General features: G+C 68.9%; 16 protein-coding genes and 1 pseudogene. 11 read left to right on the top strand and 6 right to left on the bottom strand.

Annotated elements, in window-relative coordinates:
• Positions 1–307: 307 nt before the first annotated feature.
• Genes ACFYRX_RS03880 through ACFYRX_RS03850 form a run of 7 tightly spaced genes read left to right on the top strand, consistent with a single transcriptional unit; the run spans position 308 to position 8,767 of the window.
• Entirely contained in the window at positions 308–1,840 is a 1,533-nt protein-coding gene (locus tag ACFYRX_RS03880) for a glycosyltransferase family 2 protein (RefSeq protein WP_389096341.1), read from the top strand.
• On the top strand, positions 1,837–2,844 hold the full coding sequence (locus ACFYRX_RS03875; RefSeq protein ID WP_389096339.1) for a glycoside hydrolase family 26 protein: 1,008 nt from the start codon (positions 1,837–1,839) through the stop codon (positions 2,842–2,844). The genes ACFYRX_RS03880 and ACFYRX_RS03875 overlap by 4 nt, the downstream gene beginning before the upstream one ends.
• A complete protein-coding gene (locus ACFYRX_RS03870; protein ID WP_389096337.1) occupies positions 2,841–4,553 on the top strand; it encodes a hypothetical protein in 1,713 nt (570 codons plus the stop codon). Before ACFYRX_RS03875 ends, ACFYRX_RS03870 begins: the two co-directional genes overlap by 4 nt.
• The gene (locus ACFYRX_RS03865) at positions 4,550–6,091 is read left to right on the top strand and encodes a glycosyltransferase family 39 protein (protein WP_389096335.1); all 1,542 of its coding nucleotides are present in this window, start codon (positions 4,550–4,552) and stop codon (positions 6,089–6,091) included. Before ACFYRX_RS03870 ends, ACFYRX_RS03865 begins: the two co-directional genes overlap by 4 nt.
• A gap of 33 nt (positions 6,092–6,124) precedes the next feature.
• Complete coding sequence (locus ACFYRX_RS03860) at positions 6,125–7,444, top strand: UDP-glucose dehydrogenase family protein (protein WP_389096333.1); 1,320 nt, start codon at positions 6,125–6,127, stop codon at positions 7,442–7,444.
• A 19-nt stretch (positions 7,445–7,463) separates the two neighbouring features.
• Positions 7,464–8,234: a polyprenol monophosphomannose synthase gene (locus ACFYRX_RS03855; RefSeq protein ID WP_389096331.1), complete on the top strand. Its 771-nt coding sequence runs from the start codon at positions 7,464–7,466 to the stop codon at positions 8,232–8,234.
• Positions 8,235–8,239: 5 nt separating this feature from the next.
• Complete coding sequence (locus ACFYRX_RS03850; protein WP_389096329.1) at positions 8,240–8,767, top strand: GtrA family protein; 528 nt, start codon at positions 8,240–8,242, stop codon at positions 8,765–8,767.
• A gap of 34 nt (positions 8,768–8,801) precedes the next feature.
• Here the strand turns inward: ACFYRX_RS03850 and ACFYRX_RS03845 are convergent, their stop codons facing one another.
• Positions 8,802–9,692 carry a hypothetical protein gene (locus tag ACFYRX_RS03845; protein ID WP_389096327.1) on the bottom strand — a complete coding sequence of 297 codons (891 nt, stop codon included), beginning with the start codon at positions 9,690–9,692 and terminating at the stop codon, positions 8,802–8,804.
• Between the two features lie 340 nt (positions 9,693–10,032).
• Here ACFYRX_RS03845 and rplM point away from each other — a divergent pair, with 340 nt between their 5' ends.
• The 3 genes from rplM (at position 10,033) to glmM (ending at position 12,600) form a co-directional block, all read left to right on the top strand.
• Positions 10,033–10,476: a 50S ribosomal protein L13 gene (gene rplM / locus ACFYRX_RS03840; protein ID WP_389096325.1), complete on the top strand. Its 444-nt coding sequence runs from the start codon at positions 10,033–10,035 to the stop codon at positions 10,474–10,476.
• Positions 10,477–10,517: 41 nt separating this feature from the next.
• Positions 10,518–11,051 (top strand): 30S ribosomal protein S9, encoded by a 534-nt coding sequence (rpsI, locus tag ACFYRX_RS03835; RefSeq protein ID WP_389096323.1) that lies wholly within the window; start codon positions 10,518–10,520, stop codon positions 11,049–11,051.
• 190 nt (positions 11,052–11,241) lie between these two features.
• On the top strand, positions 11,242–12,600 hold the full coding sequence (gene glmM, locus ACFYRX_RS03830; protein WP_389096321.1) for a phosphoglucosamine mutase: 1,359 nt from the start codon (positions 11,242–11,244) through the stop codon (positions 12,598–12,600).
• 129 nt (positions 12,601–12,729) lie between these two features.
• Here glmM and ACFYRX_RS03825 read toward each other — a convergent pair whose 3' ends face one another.
• The 5 genes and pseudogenes from ACFYRX_RS03825 to ACFYRX_RS03805 all read right to left on the bottom strand — a co-directional run bounded on the left by ACFYRX_RS03825 (position 12,730) and on the right by ACFYRX_RS03805 (position 20,709).
• Positions 12,730–13,650 carry a DUF389 domain-containing protein gene (locus ACFYRX_RS03825; RefSeq protein ID WP_389096319.1) on the bottom strand — a complete coding sequence of 307 codons (921 nt, stop codon included), beginning with the start codon at positions 13,648–13,650 and terminating at the stop codon, positions 12,730–12,732.
• Between the two features lie 26 nt (positions 13,651–13,676).
• A complete protein-coding gene (coaA, locus tag ACFYRX_RS03820; RefSeq protein WP_389096317.1) occupies positions 13,677–14,645 on the bottom strand; it encodes a type I pantothenate kinase in 969 nt (322 codons plus the stop codon).
• 229 nt (positions 14,646–14,874) lie between these two features.
• Positions 14,875–15,222 (bottom strand): annotated as a pseudogene (locus tag ACFYRX_RS03815) (CbrC family protein); the annotation flags it as partial.
• 304 nt (positions 15,223–15,526) lie between these two features.
• Entirely contained in the window at positions 15,527–15,793 is a 267-nt protein-coding gene (locus ACFYRX_RS03810; RefSeq protein ID WP_389096315.1) for a hypothetical protein, read from the bottom strand.
• A gap of 92 nt (positions 15,794–15,885) precedes the next feature.
• Positions 15,886–20,709: a ricin-type beta-trefoil lectin domain protein gene (locus tag ACFYRX_RS03805; RefSeq protein WP_389096313.1), complete on the bottom strand. Its 4,824-nt coding sequence runs from the start codon at positions 20,707–20,709 to the stop codon at positions 15,886–15,888.
• Positions 20,710–21,305: 596 nt separating this feature from the next.
• On the opposite strand from ACFYRX_RS03805, the gene glmS reads away from it, so the two are divergent.
• Positions 21,306–23,153, top strand: coding sequence for a glutamine--fructose-6-phosphate transaminase (isomerizing) (gene glmS / locus ACFYRX_RS03800; RefSeq protein WP_389096311.1), 1,848 nt, complete (start codon positions 21,306–21,308; stop codon positions 23,151–23,153).
• Positions 23,154–23,158: the final 5 nt, after the last annotated feature.

The following is a 23,158-nucleotide window of genomic DNA, read 5'->3' as shown; positions in this document are numbered from 1 at the left end:
TCTGCCCGGGTCGTCCGGATGTGAAACCTGTTGGTTACCTCACTCTTCAACAAAAACAAGGCGCATAAAGGCACTTGTTGGACATACGTCTCCTCTGTGCCCTTACGTCATTCACATCCCTCGGATAACCTTTCCCGTCTGGCCCCTTTGTTCGAAAGGGGCTCTTTGGGGTGGGGAACACATCGGGTCCATGGCCCGGAGGGTAGGAATGTCATCTATTGACTCTGCCCGCATGTCCGGAGCGGCCGGTGCCGGGGGGCATCGATCCGCGCGGCGTGGAGGAAAGCGTGGTGCCGAACAGGCGCCGATGGGGCTTCTGCCCGCGCCGCCCTCCCATGCGGAGAAGTACTCGTACGTCAAGAGGCGCCTGTGGGTGCTGACGCTCGCCTCGATCGTCAGCTTCGGGTGCCTCACCGTCAGCCAGGTGGCGCTGGCCAAGGCCAGCCCGCTGATGTGGATCTTCGCGCCGCCGCTGTTCTTCACCGTCGTCTACTACCTCGTGTCGCTGAAGGTGAACGGCTTCACGCGCGACTTCGACTTCGAGTACCACCAGCAGCTCGTGCGCGGCTGGCGACCCCCGGTCTACCCCAGCGTCGACGTCTTCCTGCCGGTGTGCGGAGAGCCCATCGAGGTGCTGCACAACACCTGGACCCATGTGCGGCAGCTGGCCGACCGGTATCCCGGCGTGTGCGTGCCCTTCGTCCTCGATGACGGCGCCAGCCCCGAACTCGCCGCCATGGCCCGGGATTTCGGCTTCCGCTACGGCACCCGGGAGAACCGCGGCTGGTTCAAGAAGGCCGGCAATCTGCACTTCGGGTTCGGGCAGTCCGACGGCAAGTACGTCCTGATCCTCGACGCCGACTTCACTCCGCGCTCCGACCTCCTGGAGGAGCTGCTGCCGTACATGGAGACCGACGAGCGCGTCGGGATCGTGCAGTCCCCGCAGTACTTCCGGGTGCTGGACTCGCAGAACTGGATCGAGCGCGGGGCCGGTGCCGTGCAGGAGCTGTTCTACCGCTCCGTGCAGGTCTCCCGGCAGAACAGCGACGGCGCCATCTGTGTCGGCTCCTGTGCGATCTACCGGCGGGCCGCGCTGGAGACCAACGGCGGTACGACGCTCATCGAGCACTCCGAGGACGTGCACACCGGGTTCGACCTGCGCGGGCTCGGCTGGGACCTGAAGTACGTGCCGGTCGCGCTGTCCACAGGTGTGTGCCCGGACACCGCCGGGGCCTTCTTCAACCAGCAGTACCGCTGGTGCTCGGGATCGATGTCGCTGCTCGGCAGCAAGAAGTTCTGGGACGCGCCGATACGTTTCTCCAGCCGGCTCTGCTACATGTCGGGCTTCTTCTACTACATCCACACGGCGCTGTTCACCTTCTTCGCGCCGCTCGTGCCCGTCATGCTGCTGCTCACCAGCCCCGAGATGCTCCAGGTCAAGCACCTGGTGTGGGTGCTGCCCAGCATCGCCTACACCACCCTCGTCTTCCCGATGTGGCACAAGGCGCCGTACCGGCTCGAGGCCTGGTCGGCACGGATGATGTACGGCTGGGCGCACGTCTTCGCCATCTGGGACATCCTGCGCAAGCAGCGCATGGGCTGGCAGCCGACCGGCTCCAAGGGCGCCAAGAAGAACAAGACCCGCCGGTTCTGGCTGGCCATGTGGATCTGGAGCGGCGGCACCGCCGTGGTCTGGGTCGGCGCCGCCGTGTACCGCCTGTTCACGGGCTACCCGCCGGACTTCGCGCTCGTCCTGTCCTCCGGACTGTTCTACGCGCTGGTCGTCGCGCGAGCCCTCATCCAGCCCAAGGAACACCACTCGGCAGGTGAGCCCGCATGATCCGCAGGTCCGTGCTCACCCTGTGCGTGGCGCTGCTGTCCCTGGCGGGAGTCTCCGGCTGTGGCCTGCTCGGCGATGACGATCCCGCCGCCCAGGCCGCGAAGGAACCGGCCGCCGGTTCCTCCTCCGAGGCACCCGGGGCGGGGCTGCCGTACGACGTGAAGCCGCTTCTGCACCCCGACAAGGAGTACTTCGGGGTGGCCCTGAACGGTGCGCCCAGCTCCCTGAAGCCGGTGGACGCCTTCGCGAAGACCGTCGGCAAGAAGCCGAACATGGTCGGCTCCTACTCGTCGTGGGGCAACGGCTTCAACGCCAAGGGCGCGCAGAACGTCTTCGGTGACGGCGGCCTGATGTACGTGTCGTGGGAGCCGTTCAAGCCCGGCCTCGACAAGATCGCCGACGGCTCGCAGGACGCGTACATCAAGAAGTACGCGGACAGCGTGCGCAAGACGGACGTACCCGTGGCGATCAGCTTCGGGCACGAGATGAACGGCCACTGGTACCCGTGGGGCACCAAGGACACCACCCCCGAGACCTTCGTGAAGGCGTGGCGGCACATCCACGACGTCTTCCAGGAGGTCGGCGCCACCAACGTGATCTGGGTGTGGAGCCCGAACGTCATCAACCCGGTGCGTTCCGTGAAGCTGAAGCCCTACTGGCCCGGTGACGCCTATGTCGACTGGGTCGGCGTCGTCGGCTACTGGACCCAGACCGGCGCCCACACCTTCGACACCCTGTACGGCCCGACGCGCAGCCAGATCGACGCGTTCACCGACAAGCCGGTGCTGATCAGCGAGACCTCCTCGGAGCCCGGGGAGCGGCGGCGGGCCGATGTGCGCGCGCTGCTCGCCGGTGTGAAGGCCGACAAGAACGTCATCGGCTTCCTGTGGTTCAACATCCCCAAGCGGGCCGACTGGCGCATCCAGAGCAGCCCGCTCGCGCTGGCCGAGTTCAAGCGCCTCATCGCGGACGACGACTTCGGATTCGAGGTGCCGCGCTCATGACGACGCAGCAGCAGGACGGCAGTTGGTCGGAGCCCGGCCATCAGCAGGAGGGCGGCTGGCCGGAACCAGGCCCGCACCAGGACGGCGGCCGGCCGGAGTCCGGTCAGCAGCAGGACTGGCAGCAGCACTACCCGCCCCACACCGGTCAGCAGCACCAGGGCTACGGCGACCAGCAGGCGTACGGACAGCAGCAGACCTACGGCGACCAGCAGGGCTACGGCTATCAGCAGCCGGCTCCCGCCCAGCAGTACTACGCGCGTCCCTACACGGGCGGCTCCGAGGCCGAGTACTACGTCCCGGAATACAGCGTCGTCGAACCTGAACCCGAGCAGGAGCCCGAGCCGGGCTATGTGCTGCCCGAGGTCCCGGTGTCGGCCTGGTCGGTCGACAACAGCCGCTCGGCGTGGATCAGCCGGGGCGCCCTGGTCCTGATCCTGCTCGTGCAGGCAGGGCTGTCCTTCCGGCTCGACGGCAGCGCCTTCCCCCAGGAGGCGAAGTTCCTGATGTCCGACGGCGAACTGGCGGGGCTGGTCTCCCAGCTCGGCCTCGCCGGGGCCCGGGTGCTGAGCCTGGCGTGGGCACTCGGGGCCACGGCACTGCTGTTCGGCGCCACCCGGCTGCTGTTCAACGCGCGGGCCGGTCTCGCGGCCGCCGCCATGTACTCCGTGCTGGAGTCGACCGCCTTCACCGGCCGGTACGCCTCCCTGCACTCCCTGTCGCTGTTCCTGCTCGCCGCCGCCCTGTGGCTGCTGGCCCGGACCCGGCAGTCGAGCCCCGCGGCCGTACTGCTCGCGGCACCCTTCGCGGCCATGGCGCCGTTCGCCGCGTACGCGGCCGCCCTGTACCTGCCCACACTGACCGTGCTCGCCGTGCTGACCGCCTACCGCTTCCGTGGCGCGGGCGCCTTCGTGCGGGGCGCGCTGTTCGCGGCGGTCACCGGCGCGCTGTGCTTCGCGGGCGTCCAGCTGGTCGGCACGCCGAGCGGTTGGAACGTTCAAAGCACCGACAGCGCCTTCCACCTGCTGAAGGAGAGCGCCCAGTGGGGAGGGGTCGTCCTGCTCGTCGCGGTGATCGGCGCCGTCGGCTTCATCCGGCGGGCCCGGATGGGCGAGATGCCGTGGGCGGAGGGCTCCGCGCCGGGTGCGGTCCGGCGCTCCCTGCTCGGCCTGACCATGTGTGCCACCGCCCTGCTCGCCCCGCTCTACCAGGCCTGGCTGGGCAACGGCAGCTCGCTGTACGTCCATGTCGGCTTCGGACTGCTCTTCGCGGTCCCGATGGCCGGCCTCGGCGTCTCGCGGATGATGGGCGCCCACTTCCGGTACCCGCAGATCGGCATCATGATCTACGTCGCCACCCTGGTCATCGGCATGGCGCAGAGCCGCGAGCTGTACCGGCCGCCGCACTCGGCCGCCATGATCGGCGCCCTGCGCGAGGTCGTGGACACCAAGGGCGCATACCTGACGGACGACCCGGAGATCTCCGCGTACTACCTGCGGGCGCACACCGAGCCCGCCCAGTGGCACCAGGCCGAGCGCGGTCCGGCCCTGGCGGCCGCGGTGAAGAAGGGCTCCTACGACGCGATCGTGCTGCGGGCCGCCTCCGTTCCCGAGGCGTTGCGCGGTGACGCGAACTACCGGCTGCTGGCCGTGGTGCGGCCCGCCGACAGGGACGGCGGACAGGAGCCGTACCGGATCTGGGTGAAGCGATGACGGCGTACACACCATCGGTCGACGAGACGGCCGCCCAGGAACCCGAGGAGGACGCGTCCTCCGGCGACCACCGGTCCTCCGACGGCCCCGGCAGGGGCTCGGCGTGGCTCGCCTTCGTGCTGCCCGCGCTGGTCGCGGCCGCGTGTGTGGTCCCGGGGCTCGGCGGGCGCCAGTTGTGGCGTGACGAGCACGCCACCTGGTGGGCGTCCACGATCTCGTGGCACGACCTCGGGCGGCTGATCGGCAGCATCGACGTCGTGATCGCGCCGTTCTACGCGGTGATGCACCTGTGGATCGACGTCGCCGGGGACTCGGCGGCGATGCTCCGGCTGCCGGAGGCGCTCGCCATGGCGGTCTCGGCCGGTCTGGTCGGGCTCCTGGGCCGCCGGATGTTCGCGGTGCGCACCGGCGTGCTGGCCGGGCTGCTGTTCGCGGTGGTACCGGCGATCACCCGGTACGGGCAGGAGGCACGGCCGTACGCCTTCGCGACGATGTTCGCGCTGCTGGCCACCCTGTGGCTGATCCGGGCGCTGGACAAGCCGAGCCTGCGCAACTGGACGCTGTACGGGCTGGCCATCGCGGCCACCGGCTTCAGCCACCTGGTGGCGATGGCGGTGCTCGCCGGGCACCTGTGGCTCGTGTTCCTCGCCAAGAAGCGGGGCGACCGCATCGCCCACTACGCCTTCGCCGGTGCGGCCATGCTGGGGCTGTCCATCACCTTCCCGATGGTGGCGCAGGGCACCGGCCAGAGCGGGCAGATCGCCTGGAACGTCACCACCACCAAGGACCTGACCCAGTTCCCGGACACCCTGTTCGGCTCGTGGGTCACCGGCGGAGCGGTGATGGCCCTCGGTGTGGCCGGTCTGCTGGTGGCAGGGCGGTACTCGGTACTGCTCGCCGCCTGGGCCGTGCTGCCGCCGGTCCTCACCTTCCTGACCGCCAACCAGCTGCACCTCTTCCTGCCGCGGTACCTGCTGTTCACCATCCCGGCCTGGACGTTGCTGGTGGCCGCCGCGCTCACCCGGCTCGTCGGCAGACTCGACCCGGAGGCACGCAGGGGGACCGGAGTACAGGTGCTGAGCGGGCTGCTGGTCGTGGCCGTGGCGGCCGGGTACGCCTTCGTGGCGTGGCCGGCGATCGGTGACGCCAAGAAGGACCTGCCGATGGAACCGGACTTCCGGGGCGCGGCGAACGTCGTCGCCGCGGGTGAGAAGGCCGGCGACGGGATGATCTTCAACGGCGGGATGTCGGAGCGTCGGGCCATGGCGTACGAACTGCGGGACCGCAAGGCTCCCAAGGACGTGCTCATGGAGTTCACCCCGCAGCAGAACGGGTCGTACGGCGCCACCGAGTGCCGCAAGCCGGCGAGCTGTCTCAAGGGCACCGACCGGCTGTGGCTGGTCTCCACCGTCAGCGACGGGCGTCCGCCGCTCACCGGCATGAACGAGAAGACCGCGGCGGCGATCGAGAAGTCCTTCAAGGCGGGTCGCACGGTGAAGCTGAACCATGTCCTGGTCCAGGTGCTCGAGCGCAAGTAGCCGCTGACACGGAGTTGTGAAGGAGGCCGCTGGATGCGGCTCACAGTCATCGGCACCGGTTACCTCGGTGCCACCCACGCCGCCTGCATGGCGGAACTCGGGCACGAGGTGCTCGGCGTCGACGTGGACCCCGACAAGGTCGCCGCGCTGCAGGCCGGCCGGGTGCCGTTCCATGAGCCCGGGCTGCCCGAGCTGCTCGCGAAGCACACGGCGAGCGGGCGGCTCAGGTTCACGACCGACCACGCGGCGGCCGGGGCCTTCGGCGAGGTGCACTTCGTGTGTGTCGGCACCCCGCAGCGCAAGGGCTCCGGGGCCGCCGACCTGACCTTCGTCGACGAGGCCTTCGCGGCGATCGCCGAGCACGCGGCGGAGGGCTCGCTGCTGGTCGGCAAGTCGACCGTGCCCGTGGGCACCGCCGAGCGGCTGGCTTCCCTCCACGAGGGTGTGCAGATCGCCTGGAACCCGGAGTTCCTTCGGGAGGGCTTCGCCGTCGAGGACACGCTGAGGCCGGACCGGCTGGTGTTCGGTGTGCGCTCTTCCCACGCGGAAACGATCCTCCGTGCGGTGTACGCCCCGGTCCTCGAAGCGGGCACGCCGGTCGTCACCACCGACTTCCCGACCGCCGAACTGGTCAAGACGGCCGCCAACGCCTTCCTCGCCACCAAGATCTCCTTCATCAACGCGATGGCCGAGGTCTGCGAGGCCTCCGGCGGCGACGTCGGTGTCCTCGCCGAGGCCATCGGCCACGACGACCGGATCGGGAAGAAGTTCCTGCGGGCCGGCGTCGGCTTCGGCGGTGGCTGCCTGCCCAAGGACATCCGCGCCTTCGCGCACCGCGCCGACGAGCTCGGCGTCTCGCTGGCGTTCCTGCGCGAGGTCGACGCGATCAACATGCGCCGCCGCGACAAGGTTGTCGAGCTGGCGCGGAACCTGTGCGGGGGCGCGGTCCTGGGGGCCCGTATCGCCGTACTCGGAGCGGCCTTCAAGCCCGGCTCCGACGACATCCGTGACTCGCCGGCGCTCAACGTGGCCGCCCGGCTGCGCCTCGACGGCGCCGACGTCACGGTCTACGACCCCGAGGCGCTGGACAACGCCCGCAAGGCGTTCCCGCTCCTCGGCTACGCGATGTCGGCCGAGGAGGCGCTCAGGGGAGCCGATCTCGTGCTGCATCTCACCGAGTGGCCGCAGTTCAGGGAGATCGACCCCGAGCGCGCCGCGGAGTTGGTCGCCCGGCCGTGGATCGTGGACGGCAGAGGGGTACTCGACGTGGACCGCTGGACCGCGGCGGGCTGGCATTTCCGGGCGCTGGGCAGACCCGCGCCCGTTGGGGAGAGGTCCCTTCGGGGCCTCTAGGGGAGGGAAAGAGAACGACATGAAGGCCGACGACAGATACCCCGGCGTACCGGTCACCATCGTGATGCCGACGTACAACGAGGCGCCGAACCTGCCGCGGATGGCCGAGCTCGTCCTCGGGCTGCCGATCGACGGGCTGCATCTGAAGATCGTCGACGACTCCAGCCCGGACGGCACCGGACGGATCGCCGAGGAGCTCGCCGAGAAGTACAACGCCGACCAGCCCGCGGGCCGGCGCCGGATGAGCGTGCTGCACCGTACCGAGAAGGACGGGCTCGGGCGGGCCTACGTCGCGGGGATGAGCGCCGCTCTGGAGGAGGGCGCGGAGTACGTCGTCCAGATGGACGCCGACGGCAGCCACCCCGTGGAAGCGGTCCCACGCATGCTCGGCACGGCCGTGGCGTCCGGGGTGGGCCTGGTCGTCGGCAGCCGGTACGTGGAGGGAGGCTCGCTGGACGAGGAGTGGGGCAGGCACCGCGTCCTGCTCTCCCGCTTCGCCAACCGCTACGCCAGGACCGTGCTCGGCACCAAGATCCGGGACATCACCGCGGGCTTCAACCTCTGGTCGGCCGACACCCTGCGTGACATCGACCTCGCGACCCTGGACAGCGCCGGCTACAGCTTCCAGGTCGAGCTGAAGTTCAAGGCCGTGCGGGCCGGGCACAGCGCGGTGGAGATCCCGATCCGTTTCGAGGAGCGCACCGAGGGCGTCTCCAAGATGAACCTCTCGACGCAGCTCGAGTCGGCGCTGGTGCCGCTGCGCCTGCGAATGCGCAACCGACGGGGCTGAATCAGATGGTGAGCGGACGCCACGCGCTTCCCTCCCGGTGGGGGAAGCTGTACCGCGAGATCGCGAAGTTCGGCATGGTGGGTGCCTCGGGCTTCGTGGTCAATCTCGCGGTCTTCAACCTCGTCAGGACTCTCACGGACTGGCAGACGGTCCGGGCGAGCGTCCTGGCCACGGTCGTCGCGATCATGAGCAACTACCTCGGCCTGCGTTACTTCGCGTACCGCAACCGGGACCAGGAGGACCGCAACAGCCGCAGGAAGGAGCTGACGCTCTTCCTCCTCTTCAGCGCGATCGGCCTGGTCATCGAGAACTCGGTGCTCTACGCGACGACCTACGGCCTGGGCTGGGACGGCACGCTCGCCACCAACATCAGCAAGTTCATCGGCATCGGCGTCGCGACCCTCTTCCGCTTCTGGTCGTACCGCACGTGGGTCTTCCGGACGACAGCCGGCGGGCGGACGGCCGAGAGCCGGCCGGAACCCGTCGTGCCGCACCCCCAGCCCGCCCTGAGCGGGTCCTGGGAGAACACCTGACCGAGCCGGACCCGGCGCGCCGAGGCGCGCCGGGTCACTCGCTCGCGGCCGTCGAGGCCTGGGCCTCGCCGCGGCGGTGGATCTGGCGGAAGGTGAACTCGGCCAGGTTGTCGCCGATGCCGAAGACCGCGGTGTCCTTCTCCGTCACGTTCTTGCCGCTCGCGAAGCCGGAGATGGTGAAGTAGGCGTAACGGCCGTAGGAGTTCGAGGTCGTGCGGCAGACCGCGGAGTTGCAGAAGGCCTTGACCGCGCCGCCGGACAGCGACCTGACGATGTCCTTCTTGGTGTTGATCTGGCCCTTCGCCTTCGCGGCCTGGGCCTCGGTGTCGAACACGGCCACGCCGACCGTCACCGAGACGCCGTCCTTGGTGTAGCTGACGCGCATGAGCTCGGTGCAGCTGTTGGCCTTGAGGATCTTTCCGAGGCTCGGCTGGACGGTGTCGGCGGCGGCGCAGTTCTTCGTGTCCGCCGTCTTCCCCTTCTTGTACACGGTCGACCCCATGGTCAGCTGCGTCCCCGGGAAGAGGATCTGCGCGCTGAGCGGGGCCGTGTCCTTGGCCTTGCTGGAGATGAACTCCTTCGGATCCAGCGGCGGCGGAGCACTGGTCGGCGCGAACGACGGCGCGGTCCCGGTGGCGCTCGGGATGTCGGCGGTCACCGGCAGCGAGGCGGTCGGGTTGTTCGCCTTGTCGCCGTTGTTCGCCGATACGACGGCCATCGCCACGGCGGTGCCTATCGCGACCGTGGCGAGCGCGCCGCCGGCGATGAAGAACACCCGGCGCCGCCTGTTGCGGGTCTCGGAGGCCTCGGCGAGCGCGGCCCAGTCCGGAGTCTGCTCGCCCCCGCCGCTGCTCCACGGCTGCTGTGACTGCGGTTTCCAGGGATCCCACTGGGACGGGGGTTCCCCCTGCTGCCCAAAGCTCATGGGGCGCATCTTAGACGGGGTACGGGAGGTGCTGCGGGGCCTGTGGACACTGGCCCGGGGACCTTTCCGGCAGGGGTGCACATCTCGGTCCCCGAGGTGCTGTGACGCTTGCCGCGGCGGACTCGTTTTGACCCGTCCGGGCCAGCGCGGGTAACCTTGCGGTTTGTTATGCGTATCGGCTTGGTCGTTCTCAGGCGAGAGGCCCTTACGTAGGTTCCCTGGAGCAGTTACCAGTGGGCGGCATACGGGCATCGTCCCCGGCCATTGTCGTCCCCAGCTGCACGATCGCTTCAGTGATGCCATGTGTCAGCACCCATCCACTGAAGAAGAAGGCTGCGAAGTGCGTACGTACAGCCCCAAGCCCGGCGATGTGACTCGCCAGTGGCATGTCATTGACGCTCAGGACATCGTCCTGGGCCGTCTGGCCACCACTGCCGCGAACCTCCTCCGTGGCAAGCACAAGCCGACCTATGCCCCGCACATGGACATGGGCGACTTCGTCATCATCATCAACGCCGACAAGGTTCACCTGTCCGGCAACAAGAAGACCCAGAAGCTGGCGTACCGCCACTCCGGCTACCCGGGTGGTCTGCGCTCCGTCCGCTACGACGAGCTGCTGGCGAAGAACCCCGAGAAGGCCGTCGAGAAGGCCATCAAGGGCATGATCCCCAAGAACACCCTGGGCCGTCAGATGATCAGCAAGCTGAAGGTCTACTCGGGCGAGCAGCACCCGCACGCTGCGCAGCAGCCGGTGCCGTTCGAGATCACCCAGGTCGCGCAGTAGTTCCGGCCACCCCCTAAACAGAAAAGAATCTGAGGAGCATCGTGGCCGAGACCACTGTTGAGCAGCCGGTCGAAGAGACCGAGACCGACACCGAGCTTGTCGATGTCGAGAGCTACACCACCGAGTCCGAGGTCCCCGTCGAGGGTGAGTACACCTCGGAGTCCCTCGCCGGCCGCTTCGGCGACCCGCAGCCGGCCGCCGGCCTGGGCCGTCGCAAGAACGCCATCGCGCGCGTTCGCATCGTGCCCGGCACCGGCAAGTGGAAGGTCAACGGGCGCACGCTCGAGGACTACTTCCCGAACAAGGTCCACCAGCAGGAAGTCAACGAGCCCTTCAAGGTGCTCGAGCTCGACGGCCGCTACGACGTCATCGCCCGCATCTCGGGTGGCGGCGTCTCCGGTCAGGCCGGTGCCCTGCGCCTCGGCGTGGCCCGCGCGCTGAACGAGGCCGACGTGGACAACAACCGCGGCGCCCTCAAGAAGGCCGGTTACCTCCGTCGCGACGACCGTGCGGTCGAGCGCAAGAAGGCCGGTCTCAAGAAGGCCCGCAAGGCCCCGCAGTACAGCAAGCGTTAAGCTTCGCTGCCTGCAAGCTCGTACTCGCACGTCAGCAGTACGTCCGATGTACGTCCGAACGCCCCGGCGGCACGCCACAGTGCCGTCGGGGCGTTCGTTTATCACAGCCTTAGGCGTATAACGGCACAAGGCGCTCAAAGGCTCATGTGATCGGATGATCTCCGTAACTGACGCTTCCTCAGGAGGACAAGTGGGACGACTCTTCGGCACGGACGGCGTGCGCGGTGTCGCCAACGCGGATCTGACGGCCGAGATGGCGCTCGGTCTGTCGGTCGCGGCGGCGCACGTGCTGGCCGAGGCGGGTTCGTTCGAGGGCCACCGGGCGACGGCGGTTGTCGGACGCGACCCCCGCGCGTCCGGGGAGTTCCTGGAGGCCGCCGTGATCGCGGGCCTCGCCAGCGCCGGCGTGGACGTCCTGCGCGTCGGTGTGCTGCCCACGCCCGCGGTGGCGTATCTCACAGGCGTGCTCGGCGCCGACCTCGGCGTCATGCTCTCCGCGAGCCACAACGCCATGCCCGACAACGGCGTCAAGTTCCTCGCGCGCGGCGGGCACAAGCTCGACGACGAGCTGGAGGAACGGATCGAGGCGGTCTACGACGAGCACCGGCGCGGTGAGCCCTGGGAGCGGCCGACCGGCGGCGGTGTCGGCCGGGTCCGGGAGTACACCGAGGGCTTCGACAAGTACGTGGCGCATCTGATCGCCGTACTGCCGAACCGGCTCGACGGGCTGAAGATCGTCCTCGACGAGGCGCACGGAGCTGCCGCCCGGGTGTCCCCGGAGGCGTTCTCGCGGGCCGGCGCGGAGATCATCACGATCGGGACCGACCCGAACGGACTCAACATCAACGAAGGGTGCGGATCCACGCACCTCGACCTGCTGAAGGCCGCCGTCGTCGAGCACGGCGCGGACTTCGGCATCGCGCACGACGGGGACGCGGACCGGTGCCTCGCGGTCGACCACACCGGTGAGGAGGTGGACGGCGACCAGATCATGGCCGTGCTCGCGCTGGCGATGCACGAACGCGGCACTCTGCGGGCCGACACCGTGGTGGCCACCGTCATGTCCAACCTCGGGTTCAAGCTGGCGCTGGAGCGGGAGGGGCTCACCATCGTCCAGACCGCCGTCGGGGACCGGTATGTGCTGGAGGCGATGAAGGAGCACGGGTACGCGCTCGGCGGTGAGCAGTCCGGGCACGTCATCATCCTGGATCACGCCACCACCGGCGACGGGACGCTCACCGGGCTGATGCTGGCCGCGCGGGTGGCGTCGAGCGGGCGGTCGTTGCAGGAACTGGCCGCTGTGATGGAGCGGTTGCCGCAGGTGCTCATCAACGTCCCTGACGTGGACCGGAGTCGGGTGTCGACGTCCGGGGAGCTGGCGGCGGCGGTTGCCGATGCCGAGCGGGAACTCGGTGAGACGGGGCGGGTGTTGTTGCGGCCGTCCGGGACCGAGCCGTTGGTTCGGGTCATGGTCGAGGCTGCGGACATCGATCAGGCTCGGTCTGTGGCGGGGCGGCTTGCCGACGCGGTGAAGTCGGCGCTGGGCTGAATTGCCGGGTAGGGGTGGGGGGTTGGCGTGCGTTGCGGGCTGCGGCGGCGTTGTGGCTGGTCGCGCAGTTCCCCGCGCCCCTAAGGGCGCGGGCTGCGGAGCCGCATATGGATACGGTCCCGCGTCCCTTCAGGGGCGCTTTCGCCACAGCCACTTCTGGAAGAGCAGCGTGCTCGTGCCCGCGAGGATGATGCCCAGCAGGTTCAGCAGGAGCTGGTTGGTCGAGCCGACTGTCTGGCTCGTGTCGCCGTAGGCCAGGGCGATCGCCGCGTTCGCCGCCGCCGGGACGGTGGTGACCGAGATGGCCACTCCCACCAGGGCGCCCGACTTCGCCGACGTCAGACTCAGGGTGCCCGCGATGCCCGCCAGGACCGCCACGACGAAGCTGAAGGGGTCCGGGGCGTACACGAACGCGGTGTTGGGGCGGTCGCCCTCCAGGTCGGACTTGTGGAAGAGGTTCAGGGCGTCCATGAACCAGGTGAAGCCGACCGTCACCACCATCGCCACCGCGAAGCCCACCAACAGCGCGATCAGTGAGCGCAGCGCCAGGCGCGGGTCGCGCCGGACGATGGCCGTGCTGAAGGCCGCCAGGGGGCCGAACTCGGGCCCTACGGCCATCGCGCCCACGATCAGGATCGCGTTGTCCAGCACCACACCGCAGGCCGCGATCATCGTGGCCAGCGTGAGGAAGGCCAGGTAGGTGATGGAGAGCGTCGACTCCTCGTGCGTCGCCTCCGTCAGCTGCTCCCACAGCACCGCGTCCGCGCCCTCGCCGGGTGCCTCGTCCTCGGCCTTGTCGGCGCGCTTGGAGAGCGACAGGTCGATGTTCTCGACGGCGATGGAACCGGTGTTGTCGAGGCCCAACTCCCTCAGCCCGCCGATGAGTTCGTCACCGGCCTCACGGGCCGCGTCGCACATCACGACGTCGCCCGCCGGGTTGCGGGCGGCGCCCGGCAGCACGACCAGATGCGTGGTGCCGACCGTCCTCTCGATCAGACGGACCACGTCGTCGGTCTTCTCGGCCGGGGTGATCAGGCGCAGATGCAGCATGACGCCTTTCTAACAGGCGCCGCTCCTCAGAGTTTGCGGAGGCTCAGCTTGCGCACCTTGTGGTCCTGGCCCTTGCGGATGACGAGGGTGGCCCGGCCGCGGGTGGGGGCGATGTTCTCGACCAGGTTGGGCTTGTTGATGGTGCGCCAGAGGGTGCGCGCGTAGTCGAGGGCCTCCTCCTCCGAGACCTGGGTGTACTTGCGGAAGTACGACTCGGGGTTCTGGAAGGCCGTCGCGCGGAGCTTGCGGAAGCGGTTGAGGTACCAGCGCTCGATGTCCTCGGCGCTCGCGTCGACGTACACGCTGAAGTCGAAGTAGTCGGCGAGTCCGACGCGGGTGCGGCCGTCCGTGCCGGGCAGGGCGGGCTGCAGGACGTTGAGGCCCTCGACAATGAGGATGTCGGGGCGGCGGACCGAGAGCCGCTGGTCCGGGACGATGTCGTAGATCAGGTGGGAGTAGACGGGGGCGGTGACCTCGTCCTTGCCCGCCTTGATGTCGGCGACGAAACGGGTCAGCGCCCGGCGGTCGTACGACTCCGGGAAGCCCTTGCGCGACATGAGCCCGCGGGCCTGCAGCTCCCTGGTGGGCAGCAGGAAACCGTCGGTCGTCACCAGCTCCACGCGGGGGTGCTCGGGCCAGCGGGAGAGGAGCGCCTGGAGGAGACGGGCGACGGTCGACTTCCCCACGGCGACGGAACCGGCGACCCCTATGACGAACGGCGTGCCGGACTGGGAGCCCTGCTCGCCCAGGAAGGTGTTCAGCGCGCCTCTGAGGCCGTCCGTGGCGCCGACGTAGAGGTTGAGGAGCCGGGACAGCGGGAGGTAGATGTCCCGCACCTCGTCGAGGTCGATGACGTCACCGAGGCCGCGCAGCTTCTCCACCTCGTCCGCGGTGAGCGGCAATGGCGTCTTCTCCCGCAGCGCGCTCCACTCGGAGCGGGTGAGATCGACGTAAGGAGTCGCCTCCGGCTTGTGCCGGTGGGCGCTCCGGGGCATCGGGGAGACCGGAGAGATCACAGTCCATTGTTAACGGAGTTTGAACGGGGTGGGGGGTGGGGTGCGTCACGCGGGGTGCGAGCGCGGTTCTCATCAGGTGAGAGGTCGTCCTTGTCGAGGCAGCTGAAGAAGTCCTCGACCTCGTCCGGCGGCCAGAACCACTCGGCGCATCGCCGGCGCAGGTCGTCGACGGCGTCCTGGTACCTCTCGAGTCCCGAGCGGCGAATCCGGGGGCGTGCCTGAGGATGGCCGTCACGACGTCTCTTGGTACCTCCCCCTCGAGGCCGTCGGCGAACGTGGCGTCGTAGCGCTCGGCGACCTTGCCGAAGGCGACGCAGTACGGACAGATGCCGCTGTCCGGGGAGTCGGCGGCGTAGAGGGGGCCGGCGTAGACCCAGCCGCGTTCCTGTCCGCAGCATGCGCAGGGGGTGTCGGAGGGAGTGACGGAGCCGGTGGCGACGGGGTTCGGGTGGTACGGGAACGAGGGGAGGACCGGGCGCCGGCGAGGCTCCGGCTGTGGGGAGATCAGCAGCTGGAGCGCCTGTCCGGCCAGAGCCTCGGGTGCTACGACGATCACCTCCGCGCGGAGGTTTTCCGGGAGGTGTCTGCGGTCGGCCTCGCTCGTGAGGAGTGTCGGGCACCCGAGCGGTATGACGGCGGCGTTCTTCCTGCGGTGACGGGGTCGAGGACGTCGCGTATCGCGGTCTCCTCCAGGGGGCGGGTTGTCCGTCGACGAAACGGCAGACGTACATGCTTAACCCACGTTGCTCCTACGCATGCGACAGGTCCAGCCGAAAGCGGTGACAGGTCGGATTCCGCGGGACCTGACCAGCGGCTGATCAGCGCCGGAAGCCCCTCACCTGGATCCACGCTGGAAGAGCTCACTGCTTCGTGAGCCACGGCGTGAGGATCGCGGAGAACTCTTCGTCGGACATCTGTCGGCCTCCCCAGCCGAATTGTTGCCACGCCTGAGCCTGTTGTAGAACGGGAAGCGGAATATCGAAGGCGAGGCGGAAAGAGGCGATAAATGAGATGGCGCCGAATCCGGCACCCAGTTTCTCGCGGGAAAGCAATGCGAGCTCGACCGCGTTCTTCCCTTCGCTGTGAGCTTTTTTCAATTCGTCTGCGATTTTCTTCAGATTATCCATCGCGTGCTCAGTCTTTCGTTGTGATTCTTATTGGCCGGGCTGGGGGCAGGGTGGGTCTCACGTTGGTGTGAGGCCCACCCTGGGGGGCTTCGCTATCTGAAGATTGCGCCGACGTTCGTGTACTCCCCGTGCATCCCCCTGAGCTCAACTATCTCCACGTGGGTAAATCCTGCTCGTGAGGACATCTTTCCTGTGAATGTGGCCAGGGCCGCCTCTTCGAGTGTCGCACCGTTTCGAACGGCCGCGTTGAAAGAGTCCAGGTTGTCGATAAGGGTACCGCCATCCTGCCAGTACCCTTTGACACCCTTCACGCTGTCGCCGAAATGGGCAAGTGCGGCGTTAAACATTTCGCCACCTCTGGGGGTGTCTTTGCCCGATTCAACCGCGAGCGTGACGATTCCGTCCTTGTCGATGTCGGCGACGATTCCCCGCCCACTCGGATAGATATCGACATACGGGGGGCAGGTGACGTTGTGGACGAGGACAGGAGTGTCGCCCGCGAGGACATAGAAGGTGTGGAGGTCGGCGACGCTCAGGTCCCACACCTGCTGCGGTGTGCTCACCGGGTGGAGGTCGGCCACCTCCTGCACGGCACCGGTCGCGGTACGGAGCGGGTCCTTGGCGTGCAGGTCGGAGGCCTTGACCCAGCCACGGCCGGGAACATACATACGGTGCCCGGGGGTGGTCAGGATCTGTCCGCCCTCGGCGAGGGTGATCCGAGTGAGGCGTTCGGCGGGGTGGGAGAGCGCCGCCGTGACGGGTGCCGCACGGGTAACACCGGAGCCGGGGTCGGTGGCGAGCACGTCGTCGCCGACGCCGATCGTGTCGATCGGCTTGGATCTGCCGCTGGACAGCAGCACGCGTGTTCCTGCTGGGAAACTGTCCGTCAGGCAAAGGGTCTTGAGCCTCTGGGACGCTGTCCTGAAGACGCCTGCGACGGCATCCTCGGACAGGCGGAGCCCCCGCAGGGTTTTCCACGCTTCGACGAATCCGATGCCGGTCCGCGCAGCCGCGTCCACCGCCCTGACCGCCTCCGCGATGGGCTTGATGATCTTGCCGGCGAACAGCGAGGCGACGTCAACGGCCGCCCATGCGCACCCGCTCCAACTTCCGCCCGCGCCACCCGGGGTGATCTTCTGGGCGCATTTGATCCAGCTGCCGAAGAGGATGTCGATCGGGTCGATGCCCTCCTGGTACTCGGCGATCGTGATGGTGTGCGTGACCTCGGTGGATAGTTCCTTGGTCGGGTACTCGCCCAGGTACGTCGTGTCGCTGGAGGAGCATGTGGAGTGCTGCGGGTCCAGAACCGGCTCGCTGCACATGTACAGGTCGAGGACGGCCTTGAAGCGGATCTTCGACGTCATCGTGCAGTCGCCGTCGTAGAACAGCTGATCCCACCAGCCGTCGCAGCCGTCCGTCTTCTTCAGGACCTGCGGATCGCCGATGCCCTCGATGTGGTCGACGGTGTAGAACATGCCGCCGATCAGCGCACCAGTCTCGTCGCGGACGGTGCCCGTCTCGATCTGGTTCGCGTTCTCCTGCCGCTCGGCTCTGTCAGCCGCCTCCTGGGCCTCCTTGGCGTACCGAGCGGCATCCTTGGCCGCTTCCTCCGCCTCAGCCGCTGCCGCGTCAGCCCTGTCCGCCGCCGCTCGGGCGTCCTTCGCCGCCTGTTCGGCCTGTGCCGCGGACGCGTGGGCCGCTTCCGCGTCGAGGGCTGCCTGGTCGGCCGAAGCTCGGGCCGAGGTGGCGTAGCCCTCGGCGCGGCCCGCTGCCGCGTCGGCTGCTGCCGCGTCCTCGGTGGCCTGGCGGTCGTACTCGGTCGTGCGGGCCAGCGACTGGGTGGCCTTGGCGGCTGCCTCCGCCGCGCCGGCCGCGTAACCCAGGGCCTCCTTGGCGTAGCCGCGGGCGTCCCTCGCGTAGCCGGCGGCATTGGCGGCGTGCTGGTAGGCGGCCTTGGTGTCGTCCTTCGCCTGGTCGGCGAGGGATTTGGCCGCGTCGGCCTCCGCCTGGGCGTTCTTGGCGTGGGCGTCGGCGACGGCCTTCTGCTGCTCGGCGATCGACTTCGACGCCTGCCCGGTCAGGACGACCAGGCTCGCGGCGGAGTCGGTGTCGACGTACGGGGAGCCGAGCTGGATGGCGTCATTGGCCGGCGTGGCGACCTGTGCGGCGGCCTTTCCGGCGTCCACGGCGGCCTGTGCGGTGACGTGGGCGAAGCCCGCGGCCTTCGCCGAGGCGGCCATGGCCTTGGCGACCTCCACCTTCGCCGCGTCCGCCTGGGACTTGGCGGTCCTGGCGTGCGCCCCGGCCTCGGCAGCCAGCTGGACCGCCGTCTTCGCTTCCGAGGCGGCGTGCTGTGCTGCTGCGATCGCGTCCGCCGTGGCGCTGGTCGCCGTGCTGACCGCCGCGTCGGCCTTCAGCTTCGCGGCCTGAGCGGCATCGGCTGCCGCGCGGGAGCGCTTGGCTGCCGCTTCGGCACGGGTCGCCGCGGCGTCCGCCTCGGCTGCTGCCTGGGTGGCCGCGTCGGCTTCGGAGCGGGCCCGGCCGGCCGCCGCTTCGGCGTCGCTCGCGTGCCGGTCGGCCTCGTCGGCGGCGGCGCGCGCCGCGGTTGCCGCGTCGCCGGCGTCCAGCGAGTCGGCGTAGGCGCCCTTGGCGTCGGCCTTGGCGCGGGCCGCGTCGGCCTTCTGCTCGGCCTCCCACGCGTCGTCGCGCTTGGCCTGGGCGTGGTCGCGTGCCGTGACCGCATCGTTCTTGCGCGCGACCGCGGTCTTCTCGGCGGCCTCGGCCTTCTCCTTCGAGTTCTGCGCGTTGGCCGCCTCCGCCTGGGCGTTGACCTTGTGCTGGTTGGCCTCCGCCTGCTTGGCTGCGGCCTTCTCCTTCTCCGCCTTGGCCGTCTTCTCCTCGGCCTCGGCGGCCAGCCGTTTGGCGCGCGCGTCGGCGGCAGCCGCCTTGGCGTCGCCCTCGGCCTTGAGGGTCTCGGCGAGCTTGGCCTCCGCGGTCTCCTTGTCCTTCTTGGCGTTGTCGCGATGCAGCTTGGCCGCATCGGCGGCGGCCTTGGCCTGGGCCTGGGCCTCCGCGGCGGCGGCCTTGCGGAACTCGGCCTTCGACTGCGCCGCCTGTGCCAGCGCCCGCTGGGCGATCGTCTTGCTGTCCCCGGCGGAGGCCCGGGTGGCCGCCTCGGCGGTCTCAGCGGCCTTCGCCAGGGCCTCCAGGCCGGCTACGGCCCCCTTCGTCACCTGCGCCTTCTGCTGCCCCACCAGCAGACCCCGGCCGTGCGGGGCGCTGCCCGCGTCCGCGATCCGGTAGGCGGCCTGCTCGGCGGTGTCGCTCGCGGTGGCGGCCTTCTTCGCTGCCGCCAACTGCGCCTTGACGGCGTCGAGTTGCTTCTTCGCCTGGGCCTGCGCCGCGGTAATGCCCGCCTTGGCCTGGTCGAACTGGGCTTTGTCCGGGTAGCTCAGGCTGTCCGTGCCCTTGTGACCCTGGGGGACGATCCGGAACTTCTGCGGATTCGTGCCGTTGCACGTCCACAGCCACGAGTCCTGGCTGTTGTCGAAGGTGTGCAGGTCCAGGCACTTGTCCGTGACCACGTTGCGGAGCTCGCCCGCCGCGCGGACGTCGAAGTTCCACTGCTGGGCCTTGCTGCCGTTGCAGCTCCAGATCTGGATCTTCGTGCCGTTGGCGGGGTTGCTGCTCTGGACGTCGAGGCACTTCTGGGAGTTGACGTTGACCAGGGCGTAGGCGTCACCGGACGCCTCGAACCTCCACTGCTGTCCCGCGGTGTTGTTGCAGGTGTACAGCTGTACGGGCGTGCCGTCGGTCTCCTTCGCGCCGGCCACGTCGAGGCACTTGCCCTGGGCCGCCTCGACCTGGATGACCGCCGGAGAGTCACCGATCCAGCCGAGGCCACCGGGGGACCAGTAGCCCTGCCAGCGGGCCAGGTGATCGGCGATCCACGACTGGCCGAGCAGATCGGCCATCGATTCGGCGCCCTTGGTCAGGGCCGTGGTGGCGTCGCGGTTGGCGGTGAGGATCTGGTTGCGCTGGGCGGCCTGGGAGGCGATCTCCTGCTGCCACTCCTGCGTGGCGGTGTCCTCCACCTGGCGCAGGGTCTTGTTCGGGTCGATCGGATCCCGCCAGCCGCATGAGGCGAAGCGGGTCTTCATGTCCTCTACGGCGATGCGGTACTCGACAGTGCCCGGTTCAGGGGAGGTACGGGGGAAGCCGCCGGAGGCCAGGAAGAGACGGGCGTCGTCGGCACCCTTGCCGTGGAATGAGTCGAACAGCGCCTCGAACGCGTTCTGTTCGTAGTACTGCCGATCCCGCTCCCCGGCCGGGAGGGACGGGTCGTAGGGCTTCTCGCCGTAGAGCGGTGTACCGAGGTCATTGACGGCCTTGAGGGTCTTGGTATCGGCCTCGGGAGTGGGGTCGTAGAAGATGAACTCTTCGTTCCAGTCGGGTCCGCCGGCCCACTTGCCTAGGCCGGTCTGGTCGTAGAAGTCCTCGCCGTCGTGGACGCCGGGCACATCGTGGAAGGCCGAGTCGCTGAACCCGTGCGGGGTCGCCAGGCCGTCCAGGGGCTTCTCCCAGGCGTTCCTTTTCGCGTGGAGACGCTCCCAGTTGGCCTTCCAGGCGCTCTCGTCCTTCTCATGGGCCTGAAGCAGGGGACCGTCGAACCCGCCGCCGTCCATGGCGGCGAGTTCGCGCAGCTTCGCCGGTGTCTGGTTCAGGGCGTCCTGGGCGAGGCCGTACATGCCCGGCCCGCCCAGACGTACGGCATCGGCCATCAAGCACTGGTCGAAGCGCAACTGCTCGTCGGACGTGGTTTCGAACCAGTCGTCCGGCCTGTCGCTGGAACGGGTCGTGGTGTCACCCGCGAGGAGTCCCGCGAGGTCGGGCCGAACGGCGAGCGTGGCCAGCATCGCGACCGTGCTCAGAAGCAGAATGAAACGGGCGGAAAACCCTTGCCTTCCTGATGCCGAGGTCAGGAAGGCAGGTGGTCTGTAACGCAAGAGCGCATCCCTTTCGTCGCAAGGAATCGACCGGGAGCCTGCCGATGGCGGCTCAGGGGCCGTGAAGAACTGGCGAGTTGGCCTCGACCTGCGAGGCGTCAGGGACGCTTTCTGCAGGCGGGCGTGGGACGCGCGGATTGCAGGTACTGCGGCACAGAAGGTCCCTCCCCCGTAGCGACACCGTTCCCCCGGTCGCTGACTGACGTGCACGCCCTCCCGGATTTGGTCATGATCCGGTCAAGCGGGGCCACTTTAGGCAGGTGGCCGGGAGTACGGGCAAGGGCTTTCCGCCGCCTGGCGCGAAGCCGCCCCAGGTCCGCACCGCTGCCATGAGAGGGTGCGAGACCCCTGAGGGCAAGGGAATCCTGTGGTTCTTCTGTGATGAGCCGGTGAGGGCGATGAGGGAGCGGTGGAACGGGTTGGCTCGTTCTCGCCGGTGCCGCGATTTCCGAATCCGGGCACGAAGTGCCGTGTTCCGGCGGCCCTCGCCCCCTAGGCTGCCGCGCATGTGCGGAATCGTGGGATACGTGGGGTCGCAGTCGGCGCTCGATGTCGTGATGGCCGGGTTGAAGCGGCTGGAGTACCGGGGGTACGACTCGGCGGGTGTCGCCGTGCTCGCCGATGGCGGGCTGGCGGCGGCGAAGAAGGCCGGGAAGCTGGTCAATCTGGAGAAGGAGCTGGTCGATCGGCCGTTGCCGACCGGCCCCACCGGCATCGGGCACACCCGGTGGGCCACGCACGGCGGGCCGACGGACGCCAACGCGCACCCGCATCTGGACAACGCGGGCCGGGTCTCGGTCGTGCACAACGGGATCATCGAGAACTTCGCCCTGCTGCGGGCCGAGCTGGAGGAGCGGGGGCACACGCTCGCCTCCGAGACGGACACCGAGGTCGTCGCGCATCTGCTGGCCGAGGAGTTCTCCTCCTGTACGGACCTCGCGGAGGCCATGCGGCTGGTGTGCCGTCGGTTGGAGGGTGCGTTCACGCTGGTGGCCGTTCATGCCGATGAGCCGGACGTGGTCGTGGGCGCGCGGCGGAACTCGCCGCTCGTGGTGGGTGTGGGGGAGGGGGAGGCCTTTCTCGCCTCCGACGTCTCCGCGTTCATCGCCCACACGCGGTCCGCGATCGAGCTCGGTCAGGACCAGGTCGTGGAACTGCGCAGGGACGGGGTCACCGTCACCGGCTTCGACGGCCTGCCCGCCGAGGTGCGCTCGTTCCACGTCGACTGGGACGCCTCCGCCGCCGAGAAGGGCGGCTACGACTACTTCATGCTCAAGGAGATCGCCGAGCAGCCGAAGGCGGTCGCCGACACGCTGCTCGGTCGTATCGACGCGGCCGGCTCCCTGACGCTGGACGAGGTCCGGATCTCCGACGCCGAGCTGCGGGAGGTCGACAAGGTCGTCATCGTGGCCTGCGGTACGGCCTTCCACGCGGGGCTCATCGCCAAGTACGCCATCGAGCACTGGACCCGGATCCCCTGCGAGGTGGAGCTGGCCAGTGAGTTCCGGTACCGGGACCCGATCCTCGGCGCGCGGTCCCTCGTCATCGCCATCTCCCAGTCCGGGGAGACCATGGACACGCTGATGGCGCTACGGCACGCCCGTGAGCAGGGTTCCAAGGTGCTGGCGATCTGCAACACCAACGGGTCGACGATCCCCCGGGAATCGGACGCGGTGCTGTACACGCATGCGGGGCCCGAGATCGCCGTGGCGTCCACGAAGGCGTTTCTGACGCAGCTCGTGGCGTGCTACCTCGTGGCGCTGTACCTGGGGCAGGTGCGCGGGACCAAGTGGGGCGACGAGATCTCCGCCGTCATCCGGGACCTGTCGCAGATCTCCTGCGAGGTCGAGCGGGTGCTGGAGACGATGGAGCCGGTGCGGGCGCTGGCGCGGTCGCTGGCCGACAAGAACACCGTGCTGTTCCTGGGGCGGCACGTCGGATATCCGGTCGCCCTGGAGGGCGCGCTGAAGCTCAAGGAACTCGCCTACATGCACGCCGAGGGCTTCGCGGCGGGCGAGTTGAAGCACGGGCCGATCGCTCTCATCGAGGAGGATCTGCCGGTCGTGGTGGTCGTGCCGTCGCCCCGGGGACGGTCGGTGATCCACGACAAGATCGTGTCCAACATCCAGGAGATCCGGGCCAGGGGTGCGCGGACCATCGTGATCGCGGAGGAGGGGGACGAGGCGGTGGTGCCGTACGCCGACCATCTGATCCGGATCCCCGCCACGCCGACCCTGCTGCAACCGCTGGTGGCGACCGTGCCGTTGCAGGTGTTCGCGTGCGAGCTGGCGACCGCCCGGGGCAACGAGGTGGACCAGCCCCGGAACCTCGCGAAGTCGGTCACCGTGGAGTAGTCGGC

The organism is Streptomyces sp. NPDC005374, assembly GCF_042872225.1.
Taxonomy (GTDB): Bacteria; Actinomycetota; Actinomycetes; order Streptomycetales; family Streptomycetaceae; genus Streptomyces.
Note: the sequence above shows the minus strand (reverse complement) of the source record. Positions and strands in the feature narration are given on the sequence as shown.

Coding starts and splice junctions, on each gene's coding strand:
- ACFYRX_RS03845 (WP_389096327.1), bottom strand. CDS start 9,692: ATGAGCTTTGGGCAGCAGGGGGAACCCCCGTCCCAGTGGGATCCCTGG.
- ACFYRX_RS03875 (WP_389096339.1), top strand. CDS start 1,837: ATGATCCGCAGGTCCGTGCTCACCCTGTGCGTGGCGCTGCTGTCCCTG.
- ACFYRX_RS03860 (WP_389096333.1), top strand. CDS start 6,125: ATGCGGCTCACAGTCATCGGCACCGGTTACCTCGGTGCCACCCACGCC.
- glmS (WP_389096311.1), top strand. CDS start 21,306: ATGTGCGGAATCGTGGGATACGTGGGGTCGCAGTCGGCGCTCGATGTC.
- ACFYRX_RS03810 (WP_389096315.1), bottom strand. CDS start 15,793: ATGGATAATCTGAAGAAAATCGCAGACGAATTGAAAAAAGCTCACAGC.
- ACFYRX_RS03855 (WP_389096331.1), top strand. CDS start 7,464: ATGAAGGCCGACGACAGATACCCCGGCGTACCGGTCACCATCGTGATG.
- coaA (WP_389096317.1), bottom strand. CDS start 14,645: ATGCCCCGGAGCGCCCACCGGCACAAGCCGGAGGCGACTCCTTACGTC.
- ACFYRX_RS03805 (WP_389096313.1), bottom strand. CDS start 20,709: ATGCTGGCCACGCTCGCCGTTCGGCCCGACCTCGCGGGACTCCTCGCG.
- ACFYRX_RS03865 (WP_389096335.1), top strand. CDS start 4,550: ATGACGGCGTACACACCATCGGTCGACGAGACGGCCGCCCAGGAACCC.
- ACFYRX_RS03880 (WP_389096341.1), top strand. CDS start 308: ATGGGGCTTCTGCCCGCGCCGCCCTCCCATGCGGAGAAGTACTCGTAC.
- ACFYRX_RS03850 (WP_389096329.1), top strand. CDS start 8,240: ATGGTGAGCGGACGCCACGCGCTTCCCTCCCGGTGGGGGAAGCTGTAC.
- ACFYRX_RS03825 (WP_389096319.1), bottom strand. CDS start 13,650: ATGCTGCATCTGCGCCTGATCACCCCGGCCGAGAAGACCGACGACGTG.
- ACFYRX_RS03870 (WP_389096337.1), top strand. CDS start 2,841: ATGACGACGCAGCAGCAGGACGGCAGTTGGTCGGAGCCCGGCCATCAG.